The sequence below is a fragment of the Pseudomonas sp. NFPP07 genome (genome assembly GCF_900115645.1).
Lineage (GTDB): Bacteria > Pseudomonadota > Gammaproteobacteria > Pseudomonadales > Pseudomonadaceae > Aquipseudomonas > Aquipseudomonas chlororaphis.
On sequence record NZ_FOXG01000003.1, the window covers coordinates 89011 to 116003 of the forward strand.

Annotated in this window: 22 protein-coding genes; 17 read left to right on the forward strand and 5 right to left on the reverse strand. The window is 64.0% G+C overall.

The window, feature by feature from the left end; genetic code table 11:
• Positions 1 to 55: 55 nt before the first annotated feature.
• From BM019_RS08530 to phhA, 5 genes are all read right to left on the reverse strand, one after another.
• Complete coding sequence (locus tag BM019_RS08530) at positions 56 to 238, reverse strand: hypothetical protein (protein WP_053277930.1); 183 nt, start codon at positions 236 to 238, stop codon at positions 56 to 58.
• Between the two features lie 81 nt (positions 239 to 319).
• Complete coding sequence (locus tag BM019_RS31160; protein WP_007930094.1) at positions 320 to 451, reverse strand: hypothetical protein; 132 nt, start codon at positions 449 to 451, stop codon at positions 320 to 322.
• A 223-nt stretch (positions 452 to 674) separates the two neighbouring features.
• On the reverse strand, positions 675 to 1868 hold the full coding sequence (locus BM019_RS08535; RefSeq protein WP_092418046.1) for an amino acid aminotransferase: 1194 nt from the start codon (positions 1866 to 1868) through the stop codon (positions 675 to 677).
• The gene (locus BM019_RS08540) at positions 1868 to 2224 is read right to left on the reverse strand and encodes a 4a-hydroxytetrahydrobiopterin dehydratase (protein WP_009042703.1); all 357 of its coding nucleotides are present in this window, start codon (positions 2222 to 2224) and stop codon (positions 1868 to 1870) included. The genes BM019_RS08535 and BM019_RS08540 overlap by 1 nt, the downstream gene beginning before the upstream one ends.
• A 69-nt stretch (positions 2225 to 2293) precedes the next feature.
• On the reverse strand, positions 2294 to 3085 hold the full coding sequence (gene phhA, locus BM019_RS08545) for a phenylalanine 4-monooxygenase (protein ID WP_009042704.1): 792 nt from the start codon (positions 3083 to 3085) through the stop codon (positions 2294 to 2296).
• A 305-nt stretch (positions 3086 to 3390) separates the two neighbouring features.
• Here phhA and BM019_RS08550 point away from each other — a divergent pair, with 305 nt between their 5' ends.
• The 17 genes from BM019_RS08550 to BM019_RS08630 all read left to right on the forward strand — a co-directional run bounded on the left by BM019_RS08550 (position 3391) and on the right by BM019_RS08630 (position 26981).
• Positions 3391 to 4956: a sigma-54-dependent transcriptional regulator gene (locus tag BM019_RS08550; RefSeq protein WP_092418047.1), complete on the forward strand. Its 1566-nt coding sequence runs from the start codon at positions 3391 to 3393 to the stop codon at positions 4954 to 4956.
• Positions 4957 to 5318: 362 nt separating this feature from the next.
• On the forward strand, positions 5319 to 6059 hold the full coding sequence (locus BM019_RS08555) for a flagellar basal body rod protein FlgF (protein WP_009042706.1): 741 nt from the start codon (positions 5319 to 5321) through the stop codon (positions 6057 to 6059).
• Between the two features lie 45 nt (positions 6060 to 6104).
• Positions 6105 to 6890: a flagellar basal-body rod protein FlgG gene (gene flgG, locus BM019_RS08560; protein WP_009042707.1), complete on the forward strand. Its 786-nt coding sequence runs from the start codon at positions 6105 to 6107 to the stop codon at positions 6888 to 6890.
• 52 nt (positions 6891 to 6942) lie between these two features.
• Positions 6943 to 7638 carry a flagellar basal body L-ring protein FlgH gene (flgH, locus tag BM019_RS08565; RefSeq protein WP_092418048.1) on the forward strand — a complete coding sequence of 232 codons (696 nt, stop codon included), beginning with the start codon at positions 6943 to 6945 and terminating at the stop codon, positions 7636 to 7638.
• 27 nt (positions 7639 to 7665) lie between these two features.
• Positions 7666 to 8754, forward strand: coding sequence for a flagellar basal body P-ring protein FlgI (locus tag BM019_RS08570; RefSeq protein ID WP_080748366.1), 1089 nt, complete (start codon positions 7666 to 7668; stop codon positions 8752 to 8754).
• A gap of 10 nt (positions 8755 to 8764) precedes the next feature.
• Positions 8765 to 10045, forward strand: coding sequence for a flagellar assembly peptidoglycan hydrolase FlgJ (gene flgJ / locus BM019_RS08575; protein WP_092418049.1), 1281 nt, complete (start codon positions 8765 to 8767; stop codon positions 10043 to 10045).
• 10 nt (positions 10046 to 10055) lie between these two features.
• Complete coding sequence (flgK, locus tag BM019_RS08580) at positions 10056 to 12107, forward strand: flagellar hook-associated protein FlgK (RefSeq protein WP_085530139.1); 2052 nt, start codon at positions 10056 to 10058, stop codon at positions 12105 to 12107.
• A gap of 13 nt (positions 12108 to 12120) precedes the next feature.
• Complete coding sequence (locus BM019_RS08585; protein WP_092418050.1) at positions 12121 to 13695, forward strand: flagellar hook-associated protein 3; 1575 nt, start codon at positions 12121 to 12123, stop codon at positions 13693 to 13695.
• A gap of 120 nt (positions 13696 to 13815) precedes the next feature.
• Positions 13816 to 17379: a glycosyltransferase gene (locus BM019_RS08590; RefSeq protein ID WP_092418051.1), complete on the forward strand. Its 3564-nt coding sequence runs from the start codon at positions 13816 to 13818 to the stop codon at positions 17377 to 17379.
• A 305-nt stretch (positions 17380 to 17684) separates the two neighbouring features.
• Entirely contained in the window at positions 17685 to 18458 is a 774-nt protein-coding gene (gene rfbF, locus BM019_RS08595; RefSeq protein ID WP_009042713.1) for a glucose-1-phosphate cytidylyltransferase, read from the forward strand.
• Positions 18440 to 19522 carry a CDP-glucose 4,6-dehydratase gene (gene rfbG / locus BM019_RS08600; RefSeq protein WP_092418052.1) on the forward strand — a complete coding sequence of 361 codons (1083 nt, stop codon included), beginning with the start codon at positions 18440 to 18442 and terminating at the stop codon, positions 19520 to 19522. The genes rfbF and rfbG overlap by 19 nt, the downstream gene beginning before the upstream one ends.
• On the forward strand, positions 19519 to 20079 hold the full coding sequence (gene rfbC, locus BM019_RS08605; protein WP_062823262.1) for a dTDP-4-dehydrorhamnose 3,5-epimerase: 561 nt from the start codon (positions 19519 to 19521) through the stop codon (positions 20077 to 20079). The genes rfbG and rfbC overlap by 4 nt, the downstream gene beginning before the upstream one ends.
• Positions 20076 to 21302, forward strand: a complete 1227-nt coding sequence (locus tag BM019_RS08610; RefSeq protein WP_092418053.1) for a class I SAM-dependent methyltransferase — start codon at positions 20076 to 20078, stop codon at positions 21300 to 21302. The genes rfbC and BM019_RS08610 overlap by 4 nt, the downstream gene beginning before the upstream one ends.
• 5 nt (positions 21303 to 21307) lie before the next feature.
• Positions 21308 to 22165: an NAD-dependent epimerase/dehydratase family protein gene (locus BM019_RS08615; RefSeq protein ID WP_175510620.1), complete on the forward strand. Its 858-nt coding sequence runs from the start codon at positions 21308 to 21310 to the stop codon at positions 22163 to 22165.
• Entirely contained in the window at positions 22155 to 23225 is a 1071-nt protein-coding gene (locus tag BM019_RS08620) for a class I SAM-dependent methyltransferase (RefSeq protein WP_092418055.1), read from the forward strand. Before BM019_RS08615 ends, BM019_RS08620 begins: the two co-directional genes overlap by 11 nt.
• Before the next feature lie 19 nt (positions 23226 to 23244).
• Positions 23245 to 23982 (forward strand): cephalosporin hydroxylase family protein, encoded by a 738-nt coding sequence (locus BM019_RS08625; protein WP_009042719.1) that lies wholly within the window; start codon positions 23245 to 23247, stop codon positions 23980 to 23982.
• A gap of 50 nt (positions 23983 to 24032) precedes the next feature.
• Positions 24033 to 26981, forward strand: coding sequence for a TIGR00180 family glycosyltransferase (locus BM019_RS08630; RefSeq protein ID WP_092418056.1), 2949 nt, complete (start codon positions 24033 to 24035; stop codon positions 26979 to 26981).
• Positions 26982 to 26993: the final 12 nt, after the last annotated feature.

Sequence of the window (26993 nt, forward strand, 5' to 3'; positions counted from 1 at the left end):
AGCGATTCAGGTGGAGAAATCGATGTTCTGGCGCAAGTTTTTGCGCGTCGCGGGGTCAGGCTTGGGCTGGGGCCAGCAATTGCGTGGTGACCAGGGCGGCCAGGGCGTTTTCCTGGGTGCCGAAGCGCGCCAGCAGGGCGGCCTGTTTTTCCGGCGTCAGGCGGTTCCAGATCTCGATCATCTTTTCGGCGGTGCCGATCAGCACGCTGGCTTGGGTTTCGCTGAAGGCGTCGGTCATGGAGGCGGTTCTCGAAAGCGGGTTTCAGGCGGTGTGGAAAGCGCATCAAAGAGCGCTTTCCACACGGTCTGGGTGTTGCGGTCAGTCTTCGCTGTCGGCCTTGTGACCGGGTGCGGCTTCTTTCGGCTCGGGCTGTTGGGCGCCGGCTTGTTGCGGGGTTGTCTGCTCAGTTTCGTGCAGGCTTGGGAAGGGGAGATTAGGAATCTCGTGCATGTTCGTTGCTCCTCGCAAGGTCTGTTTTTTAATCGCTGGGTAGATCCGCGCTTTTAAAAAGCCTGGGCAGGATACAGCACTGGAAATGACAAAAAGATTTTTATCTGGGGTTTTGGGATGAAAGGTGTTTCATCGGGCGGGGGATCGTTGAAGAGCATCGCGAGCAAGCTCGCTCCTACAAAAGCACCTGCCTGTAGGAGCGAGCTTGCTCGCGATCAGGGTGTCACTTGCAGACTGCGGCGATGGCTTCGGCCAGCAGGTCCAGGCGGGTGGCGTCGATGCCAGCGACGTTGGCCCGGCCGGAGCTGACCATGTACACGCTGTGCTGATCGCGCAGTTTGCCGACCTGTTCCGGCGTCAGGCCGGTGTAGGAGAACATCCCGCGTTGCACGCCGATGTGGGCGAAGCGCTCGGCCAGGTCGAAGGGTTGCAGCGCCTCCACCAGGCCTGAACGCAACTGCGCGATGCGCAGGCGCATGGCTTCCACTTCGTCGGCCCAGAGGCTTTTCAGCTCCGGGTCGCCGAGGATGGTGGCGACCACCGCGGCGCCGTGATCCGGCGGGGTGGACCACAGGTTGCGGGCGATGTGGGCCAGCTGGCTGCGTACGTCCAGCAGCTTTTCCGCGTCCCGGGTGCAGACGATCAGCGCGCCGGTGCGGTCGCGGTACAGGCCGAAGTTCTTCGAGCAGGAACTGGTGATCAGCAGCTCGGGCAGTTCTGCCGCGAACAGCCGTACCGCCCAGGCATCCTGCTCCAGGCCGTCGCCGAAGCCCTGGTAGGCGAAGTCGATCAGCGGCAGCAGGTGGCGGCTGCGCACCACGTCCAGCACCCGATGCCAGTCATCGTGGCTCAGGTCGAAACCGGTGGGGTTGTGGCAGCAAGCGTGCAACAGCACCACGTCGCCCTTGGGCACCTGGTTCAGGGTCGCCAGCATGGCCTCGACGTCGAGGCGGTTGTCGCTGCCGACGTAAGGGTAGTGGCTGACCTGGATGCCGGCGGCGGCAAAGATGGTTTCGTGGATCGGCCAGGTCGGGTTGCTCAACCACACGCCACGGCCCGGCAGGCAGTGGGCGATGAAGTCGGCGCTCAGGCGCAGCGCGCCGGTGCCGCCCGGGGTCTGGGTGGCGCCGGCGCGGCGTTCGGCGATCAGCTGCGAATCGGCGCCCAGCACCAGTTCATTGATCACCTTGCCAAAGGCCGCGTCGCCGTGGCCGCCGATGTAGATCTTGGTGGTCTGCCGGTCGACCAGGCGCTGCTCGGCCAGCTTGACCGACCGGGGGATCGGCGTCAGGCCCTGGGAATCCTTGTAGACACCGACGCCGAGGTCGAACTTGCGTGGGTTGCTGTCCGACGCATAGGCCTCCATCAGGCCAAGAATCGGGTCGCCGGGTACTCGGCCTATGGCGTCGAAATGCATTACTTGCGTCCTTCTGCGGTCTTGGCCACTTCGTCGGTGCGGGCGGCCATGATGAAGTCGTTGCGGTGCAGGCCCTTGATGGAGTGGCTCCACCAGGTCACGGTGACCTTGCCCCATTCGGTGAGCAGGCCAGGATGATGACCTTCTGCCTCGGAAATTTCACCTATTGCATTGGTAAAGGCCAGGGCGAACTTGAAATTTTTGAACAGGAAGACTTTTTCCAGTTGCATGACGCCATCGCGTACTTCGATGTTCCAGTCGGGGATCTGCTTGATCAATACCGGCAGTTCTTCGTCGCTGACTTGTGGAGCATCGGCGCGGCAGGCTTCGCAATGGGCTTGGTTGAGAGCGGTCATGGTGGGTTCCTGAAGTCGGTTCTTGTTGGAAATTACGGGTTTTATGAGCGCCGCGCGAGGGCAGGGTGCTCAGGCCGCCTTGGGTTTGGGCGGAAACTTGGGTGCGTGCAGGCCCATCTGCATGCCCTGGTGCACCAGGGCCATGATGTCTTCATGGGCCAGGTCGAACAGGCGCTTGAGGTTGGGCAGCACAAAGTAGATGGGTTGCAGGATATCGATACGGTACGGGGTGCGCATCGCTTCCAGCGGGTCGAAGGCCTGGTGCTCGGGCACGTCCGACAGGCAGTAGACGGTTTCCTTCGGCGAGGAGAGGATGCCGCCGCCGTAGATGCGCTGGCCTTGCGGGGTGTCCAGCAGGCCGAATTCGATGGTCATCCAGTACAGCCGCGCCAGGTACACCCGTTCTTCCTTGGTGGCCTGCAGGCCGAGCTTGCCGTAGGTGTGGGTGAATTCGGCGAACCAGGGGTTGGTCAGCAGTGGGCAGTGGCCAAAGATCTCGTGGAAGATGTCCGGCTCTTGCAAGTAGTCCAGTTCTTCGCGGGTACGAATAAAGGTCGCGACTGGAAACTGTTTGCTGGCGAGCAATTCGAAGAAGGTCTGGAAGGGGATCAGCGCCGGCACCCGGGCTACCTGCCAGCCGGTGGTTGCGCTCAGCACCTTGTTGATTTCGCCCAGTTGCGGGATGCGGTCGTGGGGCAGGCCGAGTTTCTCGATGCCGTCCAGGTATTCCTGGCACGCGCGACCCTCGATCACTTTCAGCTGACGGGTGATCAGGGTGTTCCACACCGCGTGTTCTTCATCGGGGTAGTGGATAAAACCTTGCGCGTCGGGCTCGCGGGCCACGTACTGCGTCTGCTTCATGCTGCTCTCCTGTCAGGGGCTGCTTCTTGTTATCAGTTGACGCTAGAGATAACCCAAGGTTGCAGCCCATGCAGCAGGTTGACGTGAACGTAATGGGCGGATCAGGGCTGATTTCGTAAAGTTTTCGTTACGAAAACAGCGCGGGGCCGCTAATACTGAGAATAGTCGATTTGAAAAGGCCGACGACTGTCACATAATCTTGACGATTATCTGCGTCACACCGCAGAAAGTTCCTGTCGGACGGTGCCAAAAACGCCGCTTTCTGGCATTCACGCCCTCCATTACCTGCCTCGGGCCTTCCTTCTATGCGTATCAAAGTCCACTGCCAGAATCGCATCGGCATCCTGCGCGACATTCTCAACCTGCTGGTGGAGTACGGCATCAACGTGGCCCGGGGCGAGGTGGGCGGCGAGCATGGCAATGCCATCTACCTGCATTGCCCGAACCTGATCAATCTGCAGTTCCAGGCATTGCGGCCGAAGTTCGAATCGATCGCCGGGGTGTTCGGGGTCAAGCGGGTCGGGCTGATGCCCAGCGAGCGGCGGCACATGGAACTCAATGCCCTGCTCGGAGCCCTGGAGTTTCCGGTGTTGTCCATCGACATGGGCGGCTCCATCGTCGCCGCCAACCGCGCGGCGGCGCAGCTGTTGGGCGTGCGGGTGGACGAGGTGCCGGGGATCCCACTGTCGCGCTATGCCGAGGATTTCGACCTGCCGGAACTGGTGCGGGCCAACAAGTCGCGGATCAACGGCCTGCGGGTCAAGGTCAAGGGTGACGTGTTTCTGGCGGACATCGCGCCGCTGCAATCGGAGCACGACGACAGCGAGGCCATGGCCGGCGCGGTGCTGACGCTGCACCGCGCGGATCGGGTCGGCGAGCGCATCTATAACGTGCGCAAGCAGGAGTTGCGCGGGTTCGACAGCATCTTCCAGAGTTCGAAAGTCATGGCCGCGGTGGTCCGCGAAGCGCGACGCATGGCACCGCTGGACGCGCCGCTGCTGATCGAGGGTGAGACCGGCACCGGCAAGGAACTGCTGGCGCGCGCCTGCCACCTGGCCAGCCCGCGCGGGCAATCGCCGCTGATGGCACTCAACTGCGCCGGCCTGCCGGAATCCATGGCCGAGACCGAGCTGTTCGGCTACGGGCCGGGGGCCTTCGAAGGCGCGCGGGCCGAAGGCAAGCTCGGGCTGCTGGAGCTGACCGCCGGCGGCACGCTGTTTCTCGATGGGGTGGGCGAGATGAGCCCGCGCTTGCAGGTCAAACTCCTGCGTTTTCTGCAGGACGGCTGCTTCCGCCGGGTCGGCAGCGACGAAGAGGTGTACCTGGACGTGCGGGTGATCTGTGCGACCCAGGTCGACCTGTCCGAGCTGTGCGCCCGCGGCGAGTTCCGCCAGGACCTGTATCACCGCCTCAACGTCCTGTCGTTGCACATCCCGCCGCTGCGCGAATGCCTCGACGGCCTGACACCGCTGGTGGAGCACTTCCTCGACCAGGCCAGCCGGCAGATCGGCTGCGCCTTGCCCAGGCTGGCGCCGGCGGCCATGGAGCGCCTCAGTCATTACCACTGGCCGGGCAACGTGCGGCAGCTGGAAAACGTGTTGTTCCAGGCGGTGTCCCTGTGCGACGGCGGCACGGTCAAGGTCGAACACATCCGCCTGCCGGACTACGGCGTGCGCCAACCCCTTGGTGACTTCTCCCTGGAAGGCGGGCTCGACGACATCGTCGGGCGCTTCGAAAAGGCGGTGCTCGAACGCCTGTATTCCGAACACCCCAGCAGCCGTCAGCTGGGCAAGCGCCTGGGCGTGTCGCACACCACCATCGCCAACAAACTGCGCGAATACGAAGTCGGCAAGAACGCCGACGAAAGCTGAATCCTGTAGCCGCTGCCGCAGGCTGCGATCGGCTGTGCAGCAGGCGCCAGACCTTTAGTCTGCGATCGGGTCGAGGTCATGCGTTGCCAGCCTGCGAGTCCTGCGGCCTCGATCGCAGCCTGCGGCAGCGGCTACAGGAGCGGCGGCGAGGCAGGGGAGTGCCTGGAGGCCGAGCCTTGCCGTAAGCGGCATATCTGCGCCGGTTTTTCGTCTTTGACACAATCCCCCGATTCCCTTCGAACGCCCTCAAGCTCCCGGATTTCCTGCCTTCGACCGCCCGAAAAACAAGTTGGTGCGCTTATTGCTTATGGCTCAGCAGTACAGCGGTGGACGGCAAACGTCCGACATGCAGAGGAAAGACTGTGGACAAGTACCTTTATGTGGCCATGACCGGTGCCAGCCAGAATGCGCTGGCGCAAAAGGCGCATGCCAACAACCTGGCGAACATCTCCACCAACGGTTTCCAGCGCGACCTGGAGCAGGCGCGTTCGATGCCGGTGTTTGGTGACAGCTTTCCGGCGCGGGCCTTTGCCATGTCCGAACGGCCGGCTACCGATTTCACCCCGGGCTCGCTGGTGGAAACCGGTCGCGACCTCGACGTGGCGGTCAGCGGCAATGGCTGGATCGCCGTGCAGACCCCGGAGGGCGGTGAAAGCTACGTGCGCACCGGCAGCCTGAACATCGACGCCCTGGGCGTGTTGCGCGCCGGCAACGGCATGCCGGTGATCGGCAACGGCGGCCCGATCGCCGTGCCGCCGGAGCAGCAGGTGGAAGTCGGCCAGGACGGCACCATCAGCATCCGCGCCATGGGCGAAGGCCCACGGGTGATGGCCGAGGTCGACCGCATCAAGCTGGTCAACCCGGACCTGAAGAACATGACCAAGGGGCTGGACGGTTCGATCCATACCAAGGACGGCAAGCCGGCAGCGGCTGACGCCAATGTGCAACTGGTCTCGGGATTCCTCGAGTCGAGCAACGTCAATGCAGTCGAGGAAATGACCTCGGTGCTGGCGCTCTCCAAGCAGTTCGAACTGCACATCAAGATGATGAACACCGCCAAAGAAGACGACCAGGCCATGGCTCGGGTCTTGCAGATCAGCTAATTACCAGTACGTCGCGCCGTAAAACAGGCGCACGAGGAGAATCGAATGCTTCCGGCTCTGTGGGTTGCCAAAACAGGTCTGTCCGCCCAGGACACTAACCTGACTACCATTTCCAACAACCTGGCGAACGTTTCGACCACGGGTTTCAAACGTGATCGCGCCGAGTTCCAGGACCTGCTGTATCAGATCAAGCGCCAGCCTGGCGCCCAGTCGACCCAGGACAGCGAGCTGCCGTCGGGCCTGCAACTGGGTACCGGTGTGCGCATCGTCGGCACCCAGAAGAACTTCACCGCCGGCAGTCTGCAGACCACCGAGCAGCCGCTGGACATGGCCATCAACGGCCGCGGTTTCTTCCAGGTCCTGCAACCGGACGGCACCACGTCCTATACCCGCGACGGCACCTTCCACCTGGACTCCAACGGCCAGATCGTCACCGCCAACGGCTTCGCGCTGGAGCCGGCGATCGTCGTGCCGAACGACGCCCAGACCTTCACCGTGGGCCAGGACGGCACCGTCTCGATCACCACCGCCGGCAACCCGGCCTCGCAAGTGATCGGCAACCTGCAGACCGCCGACTTCATCAACCCGGCCGGCCTGCAAGCGACGGGCAACAACCTGTTCCTGGAAACCGCCGCCAGCGGCGCGCCGCAAGTCGGTACCCCGGGCCTCAACGGTTTCGGCACCACCCTGCAGAACACCCTGGAAACCTCCAACGTCAGCACCGTTGAGGAGATGGTCAACATGATCACCACCCAGCGCGCCTACGAGATGAACTCCAAGGTGATCTCCACCGCCGACCAGATGCTCTCGTTCGTCACGCAGAATCTGTAATCAAGTCCTAGGGGCGGCCCTGGGGCCGCCAGCAACACCATGAGGTAGGGTCATGAATCGCTTTGTATCTGTTCTCGCATTGAGTGGGTTCGTTGTGCTCGAAGGCTGCGTGGCCCCGACGCCGAAGCCCAATGACCCGTATTACGCTCCGGTGTTGCCACGTACTCCGTTGCCGGCTGCGGCCAACAACGGCTCGATCTACCAGGCCGGCTTCGAGCAGAACCTGTACAGCGATCGCAAGGCGTTCCGCGTGGGCGACATCATCACCATCACCCTCAACGAGCGGACCCAGGCGAGCAAGAACGCCAACTCGCAGGTCGACAAGAACAGCAAGACCGGCATCGGCCTGACCTCGTTTTTCGGTGGCGGCCTGAGCACCAATAACCCGGTGGGCGGCGGCGACCTGAGCCTGGACGTCGGTTACAGCGGCGACCGGGCCACCAAGGGCGACAGCAAGTCCGGCCAGAGCAACAGCCTGACCGGCTCGATCACCGTGACGGTGGCCGACGTGCTGCCCAACGGCATCATCGCCGTGCGCGGCGAGAAATGGCTGACCCTCAACACCGGCGACGAGCTGGTGCGGATTGCCGGCCTGGTGCGCGCCGACGATATCGCCACCGACAACACGGTGTCCTCGACCCGCGTCGCCGACGCCCGCATCACCTATTCGGGCACCGGTGCCTTTGCCGATGCGAGCCAGCCGGGCTGGTTCGACCGTTTCTTCCTCAGCCCGCTGTTCCCTTTCTAGGTGGCTACGTTGAATTTCAAACGCCTCATGCTGGCCGCGCTGTTGCTTTCGGCGGCCTGCCACGCTCAAGCCGAACGGCTGAAGGACATCGCCAGCATTTCCGGCGTGCGCTCCAACCAGTTGATCGGCTACGGCCTGGTGGTCGGGCTTAACGGCACCGGCGACCAGACGACCCAGACACCCTTCACCCTGCAGACCTTCAACAACATGCTGTCGCAGTTCGGCATCAAGGTGCCGCCGGGTTCCGGCAACGTGCAGTTGAAGAACGTCGCGGCGGTATCGGTGAGCGCCGATCTGCCGGCGTTCGCCAAGCCGGGGCAGCAGGTGGATATCACCGTGTCCTCCATCGGCAACTCCAAGAGCCTGCGCGGCGGCACCTTGCTGCTGACGCCACTCAAGGGGATCGACGGCAACGTCTACGCCATCGCCCAGGGCAACCTGGTGGTGGGCGGTTTTGACGCCGAGGGTCGTGACGGTTCGAAGATCACGGTCAACGTTCCGTCGGCCGGTCGCATCCCGGGCGGTGCCTCGGTGGAGCGCGCGGTACCGAGCGGTTTCAACCAGGGCAACAGCCTGACCCTGAACCTCAACCGTTCCGACTTCACCACCGCCAAGCGCATCGTCGACAAGATCAACGACATGCTCGGCCCGGGCGTGGCCCAGGCCATCGACGGCGGTTCTATCCGCGTTACTGCGCCACTCGATCCGAGCCAGCGCGTTGACTATCTGTCGATCCTCGAGAACCTGGAAATCGATCCGGGGCAGGCGGTGGCCAAGGTCATCATCAACTCGCGTACCGGCACCATCGTCATCGGCCAGAACGTCAAGGTGTCGCCAGCCGCCGTGACCCACGGCAGCCTCACCGTGACCATCACCGAAGACCCGATCGTCAGCCAGCCGGGCCCGCTGTCCAATGGCCAGACCGCGGTCGTGCCACGCTCGCGGGTCAACGCCGAGCAGGAAGCCAAGCCGATGTTCAAGTTCGGTCCGGGCACCACCCTCGACGAGATCGTGCGTGCGGTGAACCAGGTCGGCGCGGCACCGGGCGACCTGATGGCGATCCTCGAAGCCTTGAAACAGGCCGGCGCGCTGCAAGCCGACCTGATCGTGATTTGAGGTAGGGGCCATGGATATTCGCAAGAGCGGTCTGGTCAGCAGCGGCGATTCGGGTTCCTACTCGGACCTCAACCGGCTTAACCAGCTCAAGGTCGGCGACAAGAACAGCGACGCCAACATGCGCAAGGTGGCGCAGGAGTTCGAGTCGCTGTTCCTCAACGAAATGCTCAAGTCCATGCGTTCGGCCACCGAAGCGCTGGGCAAGGACAACCCGCTCAATACCCCGGCGGCCAAGCAATACCAGGAAATGTACGACCAGCAGCTGGCGGTTTCCATGTCCCGCGAGGGCGGTGGTATCGGCCTGGCCGATGTGCTGATGCGCCAGATGTCGAAGAACAAATCCACTAGTCCTGCCGCGGCGGCGACCTTGCCTGGCGCCCAGGCTGAAAAGGTCGCGCTGACTGAAAAGGTCGCGACGCCAACCGCCATCGCTGCCGGCACCACCGCTTTGGGCGGGCCGTTGTCGCGGGTCAATGGCCAGCGTCCGTTGTGGGCGTCTCGTGCGCTGGAACCGCAGCGCGCCGCCGACAGCGGTACCCATAACGATATGGCGCTGCTCAACCAGCGGCGTATTTCCCTGCCGAGCAAGCTGACCGATCGCCTGCTGGCGGGCATCGTGCCGTCGGCCGACAGCGCCGCCGTCAACAGGACGGCCTTGCCGGAACGCACCACGGCCGCTACCGACGCGCTGGTCAAGAACAGCTCGCGCAGTTTTGCCGCGGTGCCCCACGGACGCATGCAGATCTACGGTCGCGCCGTGGCCCAGCCACCGTTGGCGCCGGCGAAGAAAGCCTTCAGCTCGGCGGACGAATTCGTCGCCACCATGCTGCCGATGGCGCAGCAGGCCGCCGACCGCATCGGGGTCGATCCGCGCTACCTGGTGGCCCAGGCCGCGCTGGAAACCGGCTGGGGCAAATCGGTGATGCGCCAGCAGGACGGCAGCAGCAGTCACAACCTGTTCGGTATCAAGGCCGGCAGCAGTTGGAAGGGCGACCAGGCGCGGGCGATCACCAGCGAATTCAGAAATGGCCAGATGGTCAAGGAGACGGCCGAGTTCCGTTCCTATGCCTCGTATCAGGACAGCTTCCACGACCTGGTGACCTTGTTGCAGAGCAACAATCGCTATCAAGAAGTGCTGAAGTCGGCCGATAACCCAGAACAGTTTGTACGCGAGTTGCAAAAGGCCGGGTATGCAACCGACCCGGACTACGCAAGCAAGATTTCGCAGATTGCCAAGCAGATGAAGAGCTACGAGAACTACGCTGCGGCGGGCGCTTCCACGAATTTATAAGGTCTGAATCATGAGTTTGCTCAATATCGGGATGTCGGGGCTGTCAGCCAGCCAAACGTCGTTGATGACCACGGGTAACAACATCGCCAACGCCGATACCGCCGGTTATTCGCGCCAGCAGACCGTGCAGGGCAGCAAGGCTTCGAATCAGTACGGCAATGTCTTCATCGGCAGCGGTACCACCCTGGCCGACGTGCGCCGGGTGTACAACAGCTACCTGGACGCCCAGCTGCAGACCACCACCTCGCTGAACAGCGATGCCGCTGCCTATCTGGGGCAGATCACCCCGGTGGACAAGTTGCTGTCGGACAGCGGCACCGGCATCACCGGCGCGCTGACCAAGTTCTTTGCCTCGATGCAGAACGTCAACGCCAAGCCGGCCGACGATGCTTCGCGCCAATTGCTGCTCAGCGATGCGCAAGCCTTGAGCAACCGCTTCAACTCGGTTTCCAGCCAGTTGAACGAGCAGAACGCCAATATCAACGGCAACCTGAGCAGCATGGCTGACCAGGTCAACAAGCTGGCGGCCACTGTCGCCCAGCTGAACCAGAAGATTTCCGAAGTCTCCAGCGGCGGCGGCATGCCTAACGACCTGCTCGACGCGCGCAACGAGACGCTGCGCCAGCTGTCGACCTTCGTCAAAGTGGATGTCTCGGAGCGCGGCTCGAGCGTCGACCTGTACCTGGGCAGCGGCCAGCCGCTGGTCGTGGGCAACACTTCCAGCAAGCTGGAAGTGGTTGCCGGCAAGACCGACCCGACCCGTTCCTCGCTGCAGCTCAATCGCGGTTCGAGCACTATCGATGTGACCTCGGTGGTCACCGGTGGCGAGATCGGCGGCCTGCTGCGTTATCGCAACGAGGTGCTGGACCCGGCGATGAACGAACTGGGGCGCGTGGCCCTGGTGATCGCCGACCAGGTCAACAGCCAGCTCGGACAAGGCATCGACAAGAACGGCGAGTTCGGCGCGGCGCTGTTCAACAACATCAACAGCGCGGCCCTGATCAGCCAGCGCAGCATTGCCAACGGCAACAACAGCGCAGGCTCGGGCAACCTCGACGTAACCATCAAGGACACCGGCAAGCTGACCATCAGCGACTACCAGGTGACCTTCACCAGCGCCACCGACTACACGGTCAAACGCTCCGACGGCACCAGCCTGGGCGCGTTCAGCACCACCACCACGCCGCCACCGGTGATCGACGGTTTCACCCTGAGCCTCAACGGCGGGGCGATGAGTGCCGGCGACAGTTTCAAGATCACCCCGACCCGTAACGCGGCGACCACCATCAAGACCGAGCTGACCGACGCCAAGCGCCTGGCCATTGCCGCGCCGCTGAATGCCGAGGTGCTGCCGGGTGCCACCGGTTCGCTGAGCATTCCAGGCCTGCCGACAGTCAAGCCGGCGCTGGACATCTACAACTCGGCCGCCAAAACCGAGATGCAGACCGCGATCAAGAACTCGGTACCGGTTAAGCTGGTCTTCGACGCCCCCGCGGGCGGCAGCCAGGGCTACAAATACTACGATGCCAAGGGCACGTTGATGGGCACCGGTTCGATCGTCCCGGGGCAGAACAACACCCTGAACCTGCAGATCAAAATGGTCGATGCCAGCGGCAACCCGATCACCGACGGCGGCACACCGCCGGTGCAGAAAACCTTCACCGTGGAAATGAGCGTCGCCGGCTCGCCGAAGGAAGGCGAAGGGCTGAACGTCAAGTTCAACGGTGCCGGTTCCACCGACAACCGCAACGGCACCGCCCTGGCGGGCCTGCAGAGCAAGCAGACCGTCGATACCGGTTCGGCCAGCAAGGGCATCACCCTGGTCGACGCCTACGGCAAGCTGGTGGAGAACGTCGGTGCCAAGGCCAGCCAGGGCAAGCTCGACAGCGCGGCCACCGAGACGATCCTGGCCAACGCCAAGGGCGCGCGGGATTCGTTGTCCGGGGTCGACCTGGATCAAGAGACCGGCAACCTGGTCAAGTACCAGCAGTACTACACCGCGTCCTCGCAGATCATCAAGGCGGCGCAGGAAACCTTCGCCACCCTGATCAACAGCCTTTAAGGAGTCGTAGTCCATGCGTATTTCCACCGCCCAGTTTTACGAGTCCTCGGCTGCCAACTACCAGAAGAACTTCGCCAATGCGGTCAAGAGCAGCGAAGAGGCCAGCAGCCTGGTTCGCGTCAACACCGCGGCCGATGATCCGGTAGGCGCCTCGCGCCTGCTGCAACTGGGCCAGCAGGCTTCGCTGTTGAGCCAGTACTCGGCCAACACCACCTCGATCAAGGCGTCCCTGGGCCAGGCCGAATCGGTCCTGACCAGCATCACCAACGTTCTGGCGCGTGCCCAGGAACTGGCGACCGGCGCGGGCAGCGCCGGTTACACCGACGCCGACCGCAAGGCCAACGCCGCCGAGCTGGCGCAGATCGAAGAGCAGCTGTTGAGCCTGATGAATACCCAGGATGAAAACGGCAAGTACATCTTTGCCGGTTCCCAGGGCGACACCGTACCGTTCACCCGCAACTCCGACGGCACCTACAGCTACAACGGCGACCAGACCACGCTGAACCTGCCGGTGGGCGACACCATGTCCATGGCCACCAATACCACCGGCTGGGCCGCCTTCCAGCAAGCCATCAATACCAGCCGCAGCCAGGTCAGCATGACCGCCCCGGCGGTGGATGATGGCCGGGTGACGCTGTCCAACGGCCAGGTGTCTTCGAATCCGAAGTACAACAGCGAGTTCCGCAGCGGCGAGCCGTATACCATCAGCTTCCTCAGCAGCACTCAGTTCAAGATCACCGACAGCGCCGGCAACGACGTGACGTCCGAGGCCAGCCAGAATGGCTCCTTCAGCTCCAGCAAGGGCGCCGAGGCACAGACCGTCAGTTTCCGTGGCGTCGATCTGCGCCTGAGCATCAACCTGAAACCCGGCGATGCCACCCCCCCGAACACGGAGATCGCCGGCCACAGCTTCACCCTGGCGGCCAAGCCTGACTCCTTCAACGTCTCGCGCAGCCCGGGCAACCCGTCGACCGCGGTGGTGACCGGTGCCAGCGTCAGCAACAGCAACGCCTACAACGCCAGCTTCCCGAGCGGCGGTGCGATCCTCAAGTTCACCAGCGCCACCGACTACGAGCTGTACGCGTCGCCGTTGACCGCCGACAGCAAGCCGGTCTCCACCGGCACCATGGCCGGCTCCACTGCCACGGCGTCTGGCGTGGGCTTCACCTTCAGCGGTACGCCGGCGGCGGGCGACCAGTATGTGGTGGCGGTCAACAACCACCAGACCCAGAACGTCCTCGACACCATCAGCCAGCTGCGTTCGGTGCTGGATACACCGACCAACGGTGATCCGATCGCCATCCAGAAACTCAACGCGGGGTTGCAGGCGGGGATGGCCAACCTGGCCAGCGGCGCCAACCAGGTGGCGAGCGCGGTCAGTGATATCGGTGGTCGTGGGTCGGCGCTGGATATCCAGAACGAGACCAACCTGAGCCTGAGCGCCGCCAATACCCAGACCCAGTCGGCAATCCGCGATTCCGACCCGGCCGAGGTGTTGACCCGCCTGACCCTGCAACAGACCATGCTGCAAGCCTCGCAACTGGCCTTCAGCAAGATTACCCAGCTGGGCCTGTTCAACAAGGTCTGAGCCTGAGCCCGGTCGCGCTCCTGTGAGCGCGGCCGCACCGCCGAGCCGCCAACCGTCTTCATTAAGCGGTTCCGCGGCCCGCCTGACCAGGCCGGGCCCGCCGCTCGAGAGTTTCCCGTCGTGAATCAACGCCCGCTAGTCAGCATCGTCATCCCTGCCTTCAATCCGCGCTTCTTCAGCCAGGCGTTCGAGAGTGCGCTGGCCCAGACCTGGGAGCGGATCGAAATCGTCATCTGCGACGACTCGGCTGGCGATGAGATCCGTCAGGCGGTCGAGGCCATCGCCGAGCCGCCCCATCCGGTGCGCTATCTGCGCAACCCGCAGTGCCTGGGCATGCAGAAAAACCTGCTGCGCTGTGTCGAAGAGGCGCGGGGCGAACTGATCAAGATCCTCTGCGACGATGACCGTCTGTTCGCTCCCTGCATTGCCATGCAGGCGCAGGTGTTGGCCGATCACCCCGAGATCAATCTGGTCTGCGGTTTGCGGGTGTTGAGCGACGCCGGCAATTTCATTCTGCCGCCGCGGGTCGAGAATGCCCGGCTGTCGCCGAACGACGCGATGCTCAAGGGCGACGACATGCTGGCGATCCTCGAGAGCACGCCGCGCCACTTCCTCGGTAATTTCAGCTCGACCCTGATGCGCCGTGTCGACGTGCTGGAGCTGTTGCCAGCCCTGACGCAAGAGGGCGCGGGCTTCCTCGCGCTGTTGGATCTGGCGCTGTTCGTGTGCCTGATGCGGCGTGGCAACCTGGGGCTGCTCAATACCGTGCTGAGCACCGAGCGCCTGTACCCGGAGCGCCTGAGCAAGCAACCGCAAGTGCAACGCGTGGCGAAACTTGAATGGGACTGGCTGGCGCAGATGCTCGCTGCGCGCAGCGGCGAGTCGGCCCCGGCCGAGGGCTGGGTACGCTATGTGGACCTGGAGAGCATGGCGCAGCCCGGCTGGCAGTGGGACGAGCTGTGCGTGACCCGGGTACTGGGCAACCGCAGTACGGTGGTCAATGGCCGGGTCGGCGGCGAGAGTGAAAGTTACGCCGAGTTCTACAAGGAGTGGCTGGCGATCCGGCGTTTTACCGACACCGAGAAACGCCACCTGCCACAGCGCATCGCCAGCTGGCCGACACGGCCGCAGATCGTGCCCGTCGTGATCGACGTGGACGCCGATAGCGTGGCCCTGGAGTCGACCCTGCAGAGCCTGGCGCGGCAGCTGTATGCGCCGCAGGCGATCCTGGTCCTCTCCAATACCGAGTGCGCGGAGCACGAACGCGTGCTGCAACTGCCGCTGGAGGCGCAGTGGCCACAGCAGCTCAATGCGCTGGTGCCGCAGCTGGAAGGTTGCCACTGGTTTTACTTGCTGCGTGCGGGTGACACCTTGAAGGAGTCGGCGCTGCTGATCCTTGTCGAACGCATTGCCGCGAGCCCGGGCGCGCTGTGCGTCTACAGCGACGAAGGCGCGCTGGTCAAAGGCGAGTCCGGCGACCCGGTGTTCAAGCCTGATTTCAACCTCGACCTGATGCGCGGTTACCCCTACGTCGGCCGGACGCTGGCATTCGAGCGCCAGCGTTTTCTGACCCAGGGCGGTTTCGACCCGGCCTTCGGCGAGCTGGCGCCTCATGACCTGCTGTGGCGCCTGGTGGAAGAGGCGGGGCCGCAGACCATCGAACATATTGCAGAAATCCAGGTCGAGAGCCCGTTCAATTTCGCCGACTGGCTGTCGCTGCCCGCAGTGATCGAGGGCAACGCCGGCCTGGTCGGCGCGCATCTGGACAGAATCGGCGTCGAGCACCGCATCCGCCACGACGAATTGCCGCTGCTCAACCACATCGACTACCTGTTCCCGCAGCGGCCGTTGGTGTCGATCATCATCCAGGCTGGCGATTCACTGGCGGCTTTGCAGCGCTGCACCGAAAACCTGATCGAAAAGACCGCCTACAGCCATTACGAGATCCTGATCGTCGACAGCGGCAGCCGCGACCCGGCCATGGCCGCGTGGCTGGAGGCCATGGCGCAGCTCGGTGCCGACATGTTGCGGGTGTTGCCGTTTGCCGGCCGCGGCACTGCGGCGGCGGTCCGTAATTACGCGGCGCAACAGGCGCGCGGCGAATACCTGCTGTTGCTCGACGCCAATGCCTTGATCTGCTCCGGCGACTGGCTGGACGAACTGCTCAACCACGCCCGGCGCCCGGAAGTGGGGGTGGTGGGCGCGCGAATACTCGGGCCGGACGGCTCGATCGTGCACGCCGGGTTGATCCTCGGCCTGGCTGGAGCCGCCAGTTCGCCGTTCCATGGCGAGGCCGCCAGCGCCCGCGGTTACATGCAGCGCTTGCAAGTGCCGCAGAGCTGGAGCGCGGTCAGCGGCGACTGCCTGCTGGTGCGCAAGGAGGTATTCGACAGTGTCGGCGGGCTGGATGAGGTCAACTATTCCCAGGGCCTGAGTGATGTCGACCTGTGCCTGCGGATCAATCGCGACGGTTACCTGGTGGTCTGGACGCCTCATGCCAGCCTGGTGTTGATGCCGGCCGAGACGGCGCCAGCGGAGCCCGAAGCGCTGGAGGCGCAGGAAGACACGTTCTACCGCAGCTGGATGCCTCAGGTCGCCCGTGACCCGGCCTACAACCCGGCCCTGAGCCTGGGTTATTCCAGCTTCAGCCTGGAAGTGGGGTTGCGCGATAACTGGAATCCCTTCTCGACCCGGGCCTTGCCGCTGGTGCTCGGCTTGCCGGTGAACAACATGGCGGTGGGTCATTACCGGGTGATCGCGCCGCTGACGGCGCTGGAAGAGGAGGGACGGCTGATCGGTCGAGTGGCCCATGAGTCCCCGGCGAACGTGGAAATCGAGCGCTTGTCCCCCGACTCGATCATCTTGCAGTGCCGCTACAGCGACGGCGCGGTGAGCGATATCCAGCGCATGAAAAAGTACTCCAGTGCCCTGCGGGTCTTTGAGCTTGACGACTACGTGGTCAGTGCGCCGAAGAAAAACAGCCACGCGCGCAATATACCGCTCAACACCGAAGCCCTGCTGCGCCAGGGCATCGCCCTGTGCGACCGGGTGGTGGTCACCACGCAGCCGCTGGCCGATGCGCTGTCGGGCATGCACAGCGACATCCGGATCGTGCCGAACATGCTGCCGGTCGACCCCTGGGGCAGCCTGACCAGCCGCCGTGGTACCTCAAGCAAGCCGCGGGTGGGCTGGGGAGGGGGGACCAGCCATACCGGCGACCTGGAAGTCATCGCCGAGGTGGTGCGCGAACTGGCCAATGAAGTCGAATGGGTGTTCTTCGGCATGTGCCCGGACGAGCTGCGGCCGTATGTCCACGAGTTCCACGCCTTGATCAGTCTGCAGGCTTACCCGTACAGGCTGGCCAGCCTCAACCTCGACCTGGCCCTGGCGCCGCTGGAGTTCCACATCTTCAACGACTGCAAGAGCAACCTGCGGCTCCTGGAGTACGGGGCTTGCGGTTACCCGGTGATCTGCACCGACACCGCGGCCTATCGCGGCTACCTGCCGTGTACCAAGGTCGTCAGCAACAGCACCCGGGAATGGATCGAAGCGATCCGCATGCACCTGGCCGATCCCGCTGCCAGCTACCACATGGGCGATGCGCTGCGCGAGCACGTGCTGCGCGATTACATGTTGCGGGGCAATAACCTGAATCTGTGGATGAAGGGCTGGTTGCCGGACTGACAGGGTCTGCGGGGACAAAAAAGCCAGGCTTTCGATGCCTGGCTTTTTTATGACGGTTATCCCGGGTTTTTTGCTGCTCAAGCCTACGATCTGCTGCGTTGCCCGCTCTGATTCACGACGCCGAGGTCATGCGTCAGCCCCGCCAGGAGCTGGCGCGTTTCCTGCAAGCCCCCCTCGATATCGCCATAAAACGAGCGTTTCCGCTGAAAGGAAGGCGCCGCCAAGGGCACAAGGTTTTATCCAGAAGGTCCGCAAAAAGCTCGCTGCAGCTTGGCAGGGCCCTGTGAGGAACAAGAGGGGAGACGATGAAGGCAGTTATTTTGGCGGGTGGCCTGGGCACGCGCATCAGCGAAGAGTCCCATCTCAAGCCCAAGCCGATGATCGAGATCGGCGGCAAGCCAATTCTCTGGCACATCATGAAGCAGTACTCGGCCCACGGTATTCACGACTTCGTGATCTGCCTGGGCTACAAGGGGTACGCGATCAAGGACTTCTTCGCCAACTACTTCCTGCACACCTCCGACGTCACCTTCGACATGCGGGAAAACCGCATGGACGTTCACCAGAACTACAGCGAGCCCTGGCGCGTGACCCTGATCGACACCGGTGAGGAAACCATGACCGGCGGCCGTCTGCGCCGGGCCGGACGCTACCTGGAGAACGAAGAAGCCTTCTGCTTTACCTACGGTGACGGCGTTTCCGACCTGAATATCGGCGCCCTGGTGGACTTCCACCTGGCCCATGGCAAGCACGCGACCGTCACGGCAGTGCAGCCGCCCGGTCGTTACGGCGCCCTGGAGCGCGACGGCGACAGCGTCCTGGGCTTTACCGAAAAGCCTCGCGGTGACGGTGGCTGGATCAATGGCGGTTTCTTTGTCTTGTCGCCCAAGGTGTTGCCGCTGCTGACGGCCGACGACACGGTGTGGGAAGCCGGCCCGCTGGCCACCCTGGCCCGGCAAGGCCAATTGCATGCCTTCCAGCACGACGGCTTCTGGCATCCGATGGACACCCTGCGTGACAAGAACCACCTGGAGCAACTCTGGCAGAGCGGGGAGGCCCCATGGAAGCAATGGGCCTGAGCGCGCAATTCTGGCGTGGCAAGCGGGTTTTGCTGACCGGCCACACCGGTTTCAAGGGCAGCTGGCTGACCCTGTGGCTGCACAGCCTGGGGGCCGAAGTCAGTGGCTTCTCCCTGGACCCTGCGACCGAGCCGAGCCTGTTCGAGCTGGCGCGGGTCGCCGAGGGTATCAACGACCAGCGTGGCGACTTGCGTGACCTTGGCGCCTTGCTGGAACTGATCGCCGAGATACAGCCGGAAATCGTCCTGCACCTGGCGGCGCAGCCGCTGGTGCGCGAAGGCTATCGCGACCCGCTGGGTACTTACTCCAGCAACGTGATGGGCACCCTCAACCTGCTGGAAGCGATCCGCCAGGTCGGCGGCGTGCGCGCCTGCGTGCTGGTGACCACCGACAAGGTCTACGCCAACCAGGAATGGCTGTGGCCGTACCGTGAAAACGAAGCCCTGGGCGGGCATGACCCCTACAGCAGCAGCAAGGCGTGCTGCGAGTTGCTGGCGCAGTCCTATGCCGCTTCATTCTTCCCGGCCGAGCGTCATGCCGAGCATGGCCTGGCCCTGGCCACGGCGCGCGCCGGCAACGTGTTGGGCGGTGGCGACTTTGCTCCTGAACGGTTGATCCCCGATGTGCTCAAGGCCTGGTCGGCCGACGAGCCGGTAACCCTGCGCTATCCGCAGGCGGTGCGCCCATGGCAGCACGCCCTGGAGCCACTGGCCGGCTACCTGCAACTGGCCGCCGGCCTCTACGAACAAGGGCCGCGGTTCGCCGGGGCCTGGAACTTCGGGCCAAGCGAAGCGGACATGTGCAGCGTCGGCGAAGTGGTCGAGTTGCTGGCCGCGCGCTGGCCAGCCGCCCCCGGGCTGCGGATCGAGCCGAGCGAGCTGCACGAAGCCGGCCTGTTGCGCCTGGACAGCAGCCGCGCACGCCAGCTGCTGGCCTGGCAACCGCGCTGGTCGCTGCAGCAATGCCTGGCGCAGACCCTGGACTGGCATCTGGCCTGGCAGCGTGGCGACGATATGCGCGCTGTGACCCTCGCTCAACTGAACCTGTACCGGGGCGCGCTGTGAGCGAGTTTTCCTTGAAACAGCTGCCGCTGGCCGGGCTGTTCAGCGTCCAGCACAAACGCTTCGAAGATCAGCGCGGACACTTCGCCCGGCTGTTCTGCGAAGGCAGTCTGAGTGCATTCGGCAGCGAGTTTCATATCCGCCAGATCAACCATTCCTGTACCCGCGAGAAGGGCAGTGTGCGTGGTCTGCATTACCAGAACGCCAAGGCGCCGGAAGCCAAGCTGATTACCTGCCTGCGCGGCGAGGTGTGGGATGTGGCGGTGGATCTGCGTCCGGACTCCGAAACCTTTCTGCACTGGCACGCCGAGCACTTGAAGGCCGGCGATGGCCGTAGCCTGCTGATCCCGGCCGGATTCGCCCACGGTTTTCAGACCCTCACCGACGACGCCGAGTTGCTCTACCTGCACAGCGCCGATTACACGCCGGAGCACGAGGGCGGTCTGTCGGTGAATGATCCACGGCTGGCGATTGCCTGGCCGTTGCCTGTCAATAATCTGTCGGCCCGGGATTCCAGCCATCCCGCGCTCGATCAACACTTTGCTGGAGTGCGTCTATGAACTGCCGTGGGTGCGCCGCGCCGCTGAGCCTGCCGTTGATCGACCTCGGCACCTCGCCACCGTCCAATGCCTATGTGCATGCCGAGCGTCTTGAACAGGCCGAGCAGTGGGTGCCGCTGAAGGTCGCCGTGTGCCAGCAATGCTGGCTGGTACAGACCGAGGATTACACCAGCGCCGAAAGCCTGTTCGATGCCGAGTACGCCTACTTCAGTTCGTTCTCCAGCACTTGGCTGGCCCACGCCGAGCGCTATGTGGCCGAGATGGTCGAGCGCTTTGGCTTGACGGCTGACAGCCGTGTGGTGGAAGTCGCCGCCAACGACGGTTACCTGTTGCAGTACGTGGCCGCTCGCGGGATCAAATGCCTGGGCGTCGAGCCGACCCGCAGCACCGCGCAAGCCGCGCGGGAAAAAGGCCTGGAGATTCGTGAGCTGTTCTTCGGTCGCGACACCGCCGCGCAGTTGAAAAACCAAGGCTGGGCCGCCGACCTGATGGCCGCCAACAATGTGCTGGCCCATGTGCCGGACATCAACGATTTCCTTGGCGGTTTCGCGACGCTGCTCAAGCCGACCGGCGTGGCCACCTTCGAATTCCCGCAACTGCTGACGCTGATGGCCGGCGCGCAGTTCGACACGCTCTATCACGAACACTATTCCTACCTGTCGCTGACCGCGGTGCAGACGCTGTGCGAGCGCAATGGCCTAGAAGTCTTCGACGTCAGCCAACTGCCGACCCATGGCGGTTCGTTGCGGGTCTTCGTACAGCGCAGCGATGGCCCGCGCCGCGAGGTGCAGGCGGCGGTGCAACAGCAGTTGCAGCTCGAGCAACAAGCCGGGGTCAAGACCTCGAAGTATTACGCAACCCTGGCGCCGGCCGCCGAGCGCATCAAGCATGACCTGCTGCGCTTCCTGCTCCAGGCCAAGGCCGAAGGCAAGCGCGTGGTGGGTTACGGCGCCGCGGCCAAGGGCAACACCTTGCTCAATTACGCCGGGATCAAGCCGGACCTGCTGGCCTGGGTCGCCGACGCCAGCCCGCACAAGCAGGGCAAGTTCCTGCCCGGCAGCCGAATTCCGGTAGTCGCGCCCGAGCGTATCGACAGCGAGCGCCCGGACTATGTGCTGGTGCTGCCGTGGAACCTGCTGTCGGAAGTCGGCGAGCAACTGGCCCACGTTCGCCAGTGGGGCGGGCGTTTCGTGATCGCCGTGCCCGAGTTGAAGCTGCTGTGAGTGGCCTGAAGGTACTGGTCACCGGGGCCAGCGGGTTTGTCGGCCGGCATCTGGTCGCCGCCTTGCTGGCCCGCGGCTGCCAGGTGCGGGCGCTGGCCCGTGACCCACAAAAGCTGGCCGCCATGCCCTGGGCTGGAGCGGTGGAGCGGGTGGCCGCGGACGTGCATGCCGCCGACACCGATATCGCCGCCCTGGTCGAGGGCGTCGATGCCCTGGCGCACCTGGCCTGGCCGGGGCTGCCGAATTACAAGGCGCTGTTCCACTTCGAGCACAACCTGATGGCCGACTACCGGTTCATCAAGGCCGCGGTCGAGGCGGGCGTGCCCCAGGTCATGATCACCGGCACCTGTTTCGAATACGGTATGCAGAGCGGTCCGCTCGACGAGCAGACGCCGGCGCAGCCGAGCAATCCCTATGGGTTGGCCAAGCACAGCCTGCGGCTGTTCCTGGAAAACCTGCAGCAGCAACTGCCGTTCACCCTGCAATGGGTGCGGCTGTTCTACCTGCATGGCGCCGGGCAGAACCCCAACAGCCTGCTGGCCGCCCTGGACCGGGCGATCGACGCCGGCGATGCGGTGTTCGACATGTCCGCCGGCGAACAGCTGCGCGATTACCTGGCCATCGAAGACGCCGCCGCCAGCCTGGCGGCGTTGCTGCAACGGCGGGAGTTTTCCGGGGTGGTCAACTGTTCCAGCGGCCAGCCGATATCGGTTCGTGCGCTGGTCGAGCGACGGGTGCGCGAGCGTGGCTCGATGATCCGCCTGAATCTTGGGCATTACCCCTATCCTGCCCACGAACCCATGGCGTTCTGGGGGGCGAACCAGCGCCTGCAACAACTATTGGGAGCTGAACATGGGGCATGAGTTGTATCGGGTCATGGACCTGCCGGTGCTGCAGAATCGCACCTTCGCCGACGCGCAGAGCGCCAGGGCGTCGGCCTGTGCCGACATGGTGCTGGTGCAGGACGAGGAGAGCGGCCTGATCTTCAACCAGGCTTTCGACCCCGACAAGTTGAGCTACGACAGCGACTACCAGAACGAGCAAGCGCACTCGGCGCAGTTCCAGCGTCACCTGCTGGATGTCGAGAGCATCATCGCCCGGCATTTCAAGGGCCGCGAGCTGATCGAGGTCGGTTGCGGCAAGGGCTATTTCCTTGAGCTGCTGCGTGAGCGGGGCTATCGCATCAACGGCATCGACCCGGCCTACGAAGGCGATAACGCCGATGTGATCAAGGCGCCCTTTACCTCTGGCCTGGGCCTGTCGGCCGATGCCGTGGTGTTGCGCCATGTGCTGGAGCATATCGCCGACCCGCGGGCGTTCCTGGCACAGATGGCCGAGGCCAACCGGGGCGGGCAGATCTACATCGAAGTGCCGTGCTTCGACTGGATCGTCGAGCATCGCGCCTGGTTCGACGTGTTCTACGAGCACGTCAACTACTTCCGCCTGGACGACCTGCGCCGGATGTTCGGCAGCGTGCATGAAGCCGGCCACCTGTTCGGCGGCCAATACCTGTACGTGGTGGCCGACCTCGGCACCTTGCGCGAGCCCGGCGAGACGCCGGTCGAGCGCCTGGAGATGCCGCTGGATTTCACCGCCAGCCTCGAGCGCGCCAAGCAGATCATCCAGGCCCAACCCGAGGCGGGCTCGGCGATCTGGGGCGCGTCTTCCAAGGGTGTGATCTATTCGCTGTTCCTGCAGCGTGCGGGCGTTTCGGTGGACCAGGTGGTGGATATCAATCCAGCCAAGCAGGGCCGTTACCTGCCCCTGAGCGGCGCCCGTGTGTCGTCCCCCGAAGAGGCCATGGCGACCTTGCCCGAGGGTGCCCAGCTGTTTGTGATGAATTCCAACTATCTCGACGAAATCAAGCGCATGACCGATGGGCGTTATGTCTATCACGCGGTCGACAGCGCTTGGTTCAAATGACGTTTATTGAGACCCGACCATGACCGACAACAGCATCATCCAAGCCTTCGAAGCCGAGTGTCAGGAGCAGATCCGCGCCCAGGGCGAAGACCAGAAACTCAAGGGCCTGGCGCGCGATTTCTTCAACGAGTCCGCCGGCCATAAGTACAGCTATCACTTCTCCTGGATGGGCCGCCCGATCATCCAGCTGCCCCAGGACATGATGGCCATGCAGGAGATCATCTGGCGGGTCAAGCCGGACCTGGTGATCGAATGCGGCATCGCCCACGGCGGCTCGATCATCTACTACGCCTCGCTGCTCGAACTGCAGGGCCACGGCGAAGTGCTGGGCATCGACCTGGATATCCGCGCGCATAACCGCGAAGCCATCGAAAGCCATCCGATGAGCAAGCGCATCCAGATGATCGAAGGCTCGAGCATCGATCCGGCGATTGCCGCCAAGGTGCGCGCCGCCGCCGAAGGCAAAAAAGTGATTCTGGTACTCGACTCCAACCACACCCACGAGCACGTGCTCGAGGAGCTGCGTTTGTACGCGCCGCTGGTGTCGGTGGACAGCTACTGCGTGGTGATGGACACCGTGGTCGAGGACATGCCGGCGGACTTCTTCCCGGACCGCCCATGGGGCCCGGGCGACAACCCGAAAACCGCGGTCTGGGCCTATCTGGAAGAGAACCGCGACTTCGAGATCGACTACCAGATGCAGAACAAGCTGCTGATCACCGTGGCGCCGGATGGCTATCTGCGTCGCGTTCGTTGAATTCAATGGTTTGCAGGTAACAGCACTTTGCCGGTTGTGGGGAAACACTGATGCAGGTTCAAGACAAGGCTCAAAACACTAGCGCACCGTTGAGCGAGCGTTTCACGCTGGTGGTGATGTCCCACAATCGCAAGGCGTTCTTGCGCCGCACCTTGCAGTACTACAGCACCTACCCCTGCAAGATCCTGGTGCTGGACTCTTCGCAGCACGCCGACGAAAGCCTGGCCGGGCAGTTCCCCCAGGTCGACTACCGGCATCTGCCGCAGTACACCTACAAGGGCCTGCAGGACAAGCTCACCTACGGTGTCGGGCAGGTGACCACGCCGTACATGGTATTTGCCGCCGACGACGACTTCCTGCTGCATGGCGCGCTGACCGAGTCGGTGGAGTTTCTCGAAGCCAATCCCGACTACGGCCTGTGCCATGGCTACGGGATGATGTACCTGGCCCGCGCCGCCGAGGTGAACTACTACCGGCGCGATTGCCGGGTGATCGAGGACTACGCCTCGGCAGATGCCGGCGAGCGAGTCATGGCGTTCATGAGCCATTTCCTGCCGCCGTTCTACGCGGTGACCCGCACCGACCTGCTGCAACAGTGGTACAGCCTGCTGCCACCGGGGACCAGTTTCGAATGGCAGGAAATCGGCCACACCTTCTTCCTGCTGGCCTCGGCCAAGGCGCGGATCCTGCCGATCCCGTTCGCCGTGCGTGAAGTCAACTACAACGCCTCGGAGCACAACACCGATGTGTTGACGGTGCTGACCTACGGCGACGCCAAGTCGGTGGCCCAGCGCGAGGCGTTCGCCGGCTTCCTGGCGTCGTTGCCCACCGGCTTGAGCGGCCTGGACCCACAGCGGGCCAAGCAGATTGCCCTGGACAGCTTCACGGCCATGGCCGAGTGCCTGCTCAGCGGGCGCTCGCTCAACGGCAAGATGATTTTCCGTTCGGCCTGGCTTGAGCCGGGGGCCGAGCCGGTGCGTTCGTTCGGCCCGGAACAGTTCGTCGAGATGCCGTTCTACAACAAGCCGATGTTCGACCTGTTGACCGAATTCGAATTCCTCATGCATGGGATGCCGGCCGGCCGCCTGCAACTGCAGGAGCTCGAAGGCGTGCTGCTCAAGCAGCGGGAGTTGATGCAGGTACAACCCAACGACACCGAGCGTACTCTGCGCAGCCGCCTGTGGGAGGCGCTGTCGTGCAACCTGTTCAACCTTGAGGTGGTCCAGCGTCTGGCGGCCTCGCTGCAGGCTTGCGAGGGGCAGGACCCTCAGGAGCAGAACGATGCCCGCAAATTGCAGGCCTGGGCCGAGTGCCTGGCGTCGCTGCCTTTCCAGGACAGCCCGGGGCTGCTGGAGAACATGCCTTCGGGGCGCCTGCTGAAGTGGCTGGAGGCGCGCAACCCCGAGGCGCAGCAGCTCAAGGCGATCAACGAGCACCTGGCCCGGCACAACGGTGGCCCGAGCTTCGGCATCCTGCTGCTCGACCTCGACGCGGACATGGTCAAGCTGCAGGCGACCTTCGACAGCCTGGTCAACGGCCATTGCCGGTCTTTCCAGGTGGTGGTCTTCACCACGGGCGACCTGCCGGCGACCACCATCGCCCAGGACACCGTGCATTTCGTCAAGGTCAGCACCAGCAACTATGTGGAGCGTATCAACCAGGTCGCGGCGCAATCCTCCCGTGACTGGTTGCTCCTGGCCCGTGCCGGCGAGCGTTTTACCGCCAGCGGCCTGCTGCGCGCCAGCCTGGAACTGCTCGGCGCGCAAGGGTGCCGCGCGGTGGCCATGGACGAAATCCACTACGGCGCCGATGGCGCGCTGAAGGATGTGTTCCGCCCGGGCGTCAACCTCGACCTGCTGCAAAGCGTGCCGGACCTGATGGCCGGCCACTGGCTGATTCGCCGGGATGTGCTGGCGGCTGCCGGCGGCTATTCGACAGCCTTTCCACAGGCCATGGAATACGACCTGCTGCTGCGCCTGATCGAAGACGGCGGGCTGGCCGGCCTGGCCCATCTGGCCGAGCCGCTGTTGATCGGCCAGGCCGCGACGGTGGAGGAGAACACCCAACAAAGCCAGGCGTTGACCCGCCATCTGGGCAACCGTGGCTACCGGGCCCAGGTCAGCGCGGCGCAGCCTGGGGTCTACCAGATCAACTACGGCCATGCCGAGCGTCCGCTGGCCTCGATCATTCTGCGCAGCGAGGACAACCTGGAGCAGCTGCAGCGTTGCCTGGTCAGCGTGCTGCAACGCACGCGCTACCAACGCTACGAAGTGGTCATCGCCGACAACCATAGCCAGTCCGAAGAGTTGGCCAGCTGGCTCGCCAGCCTGGAGCAGAAGGGCGATCGTATCCGCGTGCTGCGCAGCCCGCGGCGCCTGAGCGCCTCGGCGCTGTACAACGCGGCGAGCCAGGAGGCCCGGGGCGAATACCTGGTGCTGCTGGCGGCCGACGGCGAAGTGGTCAATGCCGACTGGATGGAGAGCCTGCTCAATCAGGCGCAGCGGCCGGAGGTAGGGGTTGTCGGCGCGCGCCTGGTCGACGCCAAGGGTGCGACCACCTCGGCCGGCCTGGTTCTCGGGTTGAACGGGCATCTGGGGGCGGCGTTCGCCGGTGAGCCGAAAGGCGCCAGCGGCTACCTGAACGGCTTGCTCGCCGAGCAGGACTATTCGGCGGTCTCCGGCGCCTGCCTGATGATTCGCAAGGACGTCTACAACGCCGTCGGTGGCCTGGACGAAGAACACTTCGCCGAGGCATTCGCTGATGTCGACCTGTGCCTGAAAGTGGCCGATGCCGGGCTGTTGACGGTCTGGACCCCGCAGGTGCAGATCCTCCATCCGGGCATCCTGGCGGACGATACCCAGGTCGCGGCGGCGCTGCGTGACAAATGGCAGGCGCGCTTCGAACACGATGTAACTTACAACCAGAACCTGAGCCTCACCGGCAAGGGCTTCACTCCTGGCGCTCCTGCCAGTGTCGACTGGGCGCAACTGCTCGCATAAGCCTGGCTGACA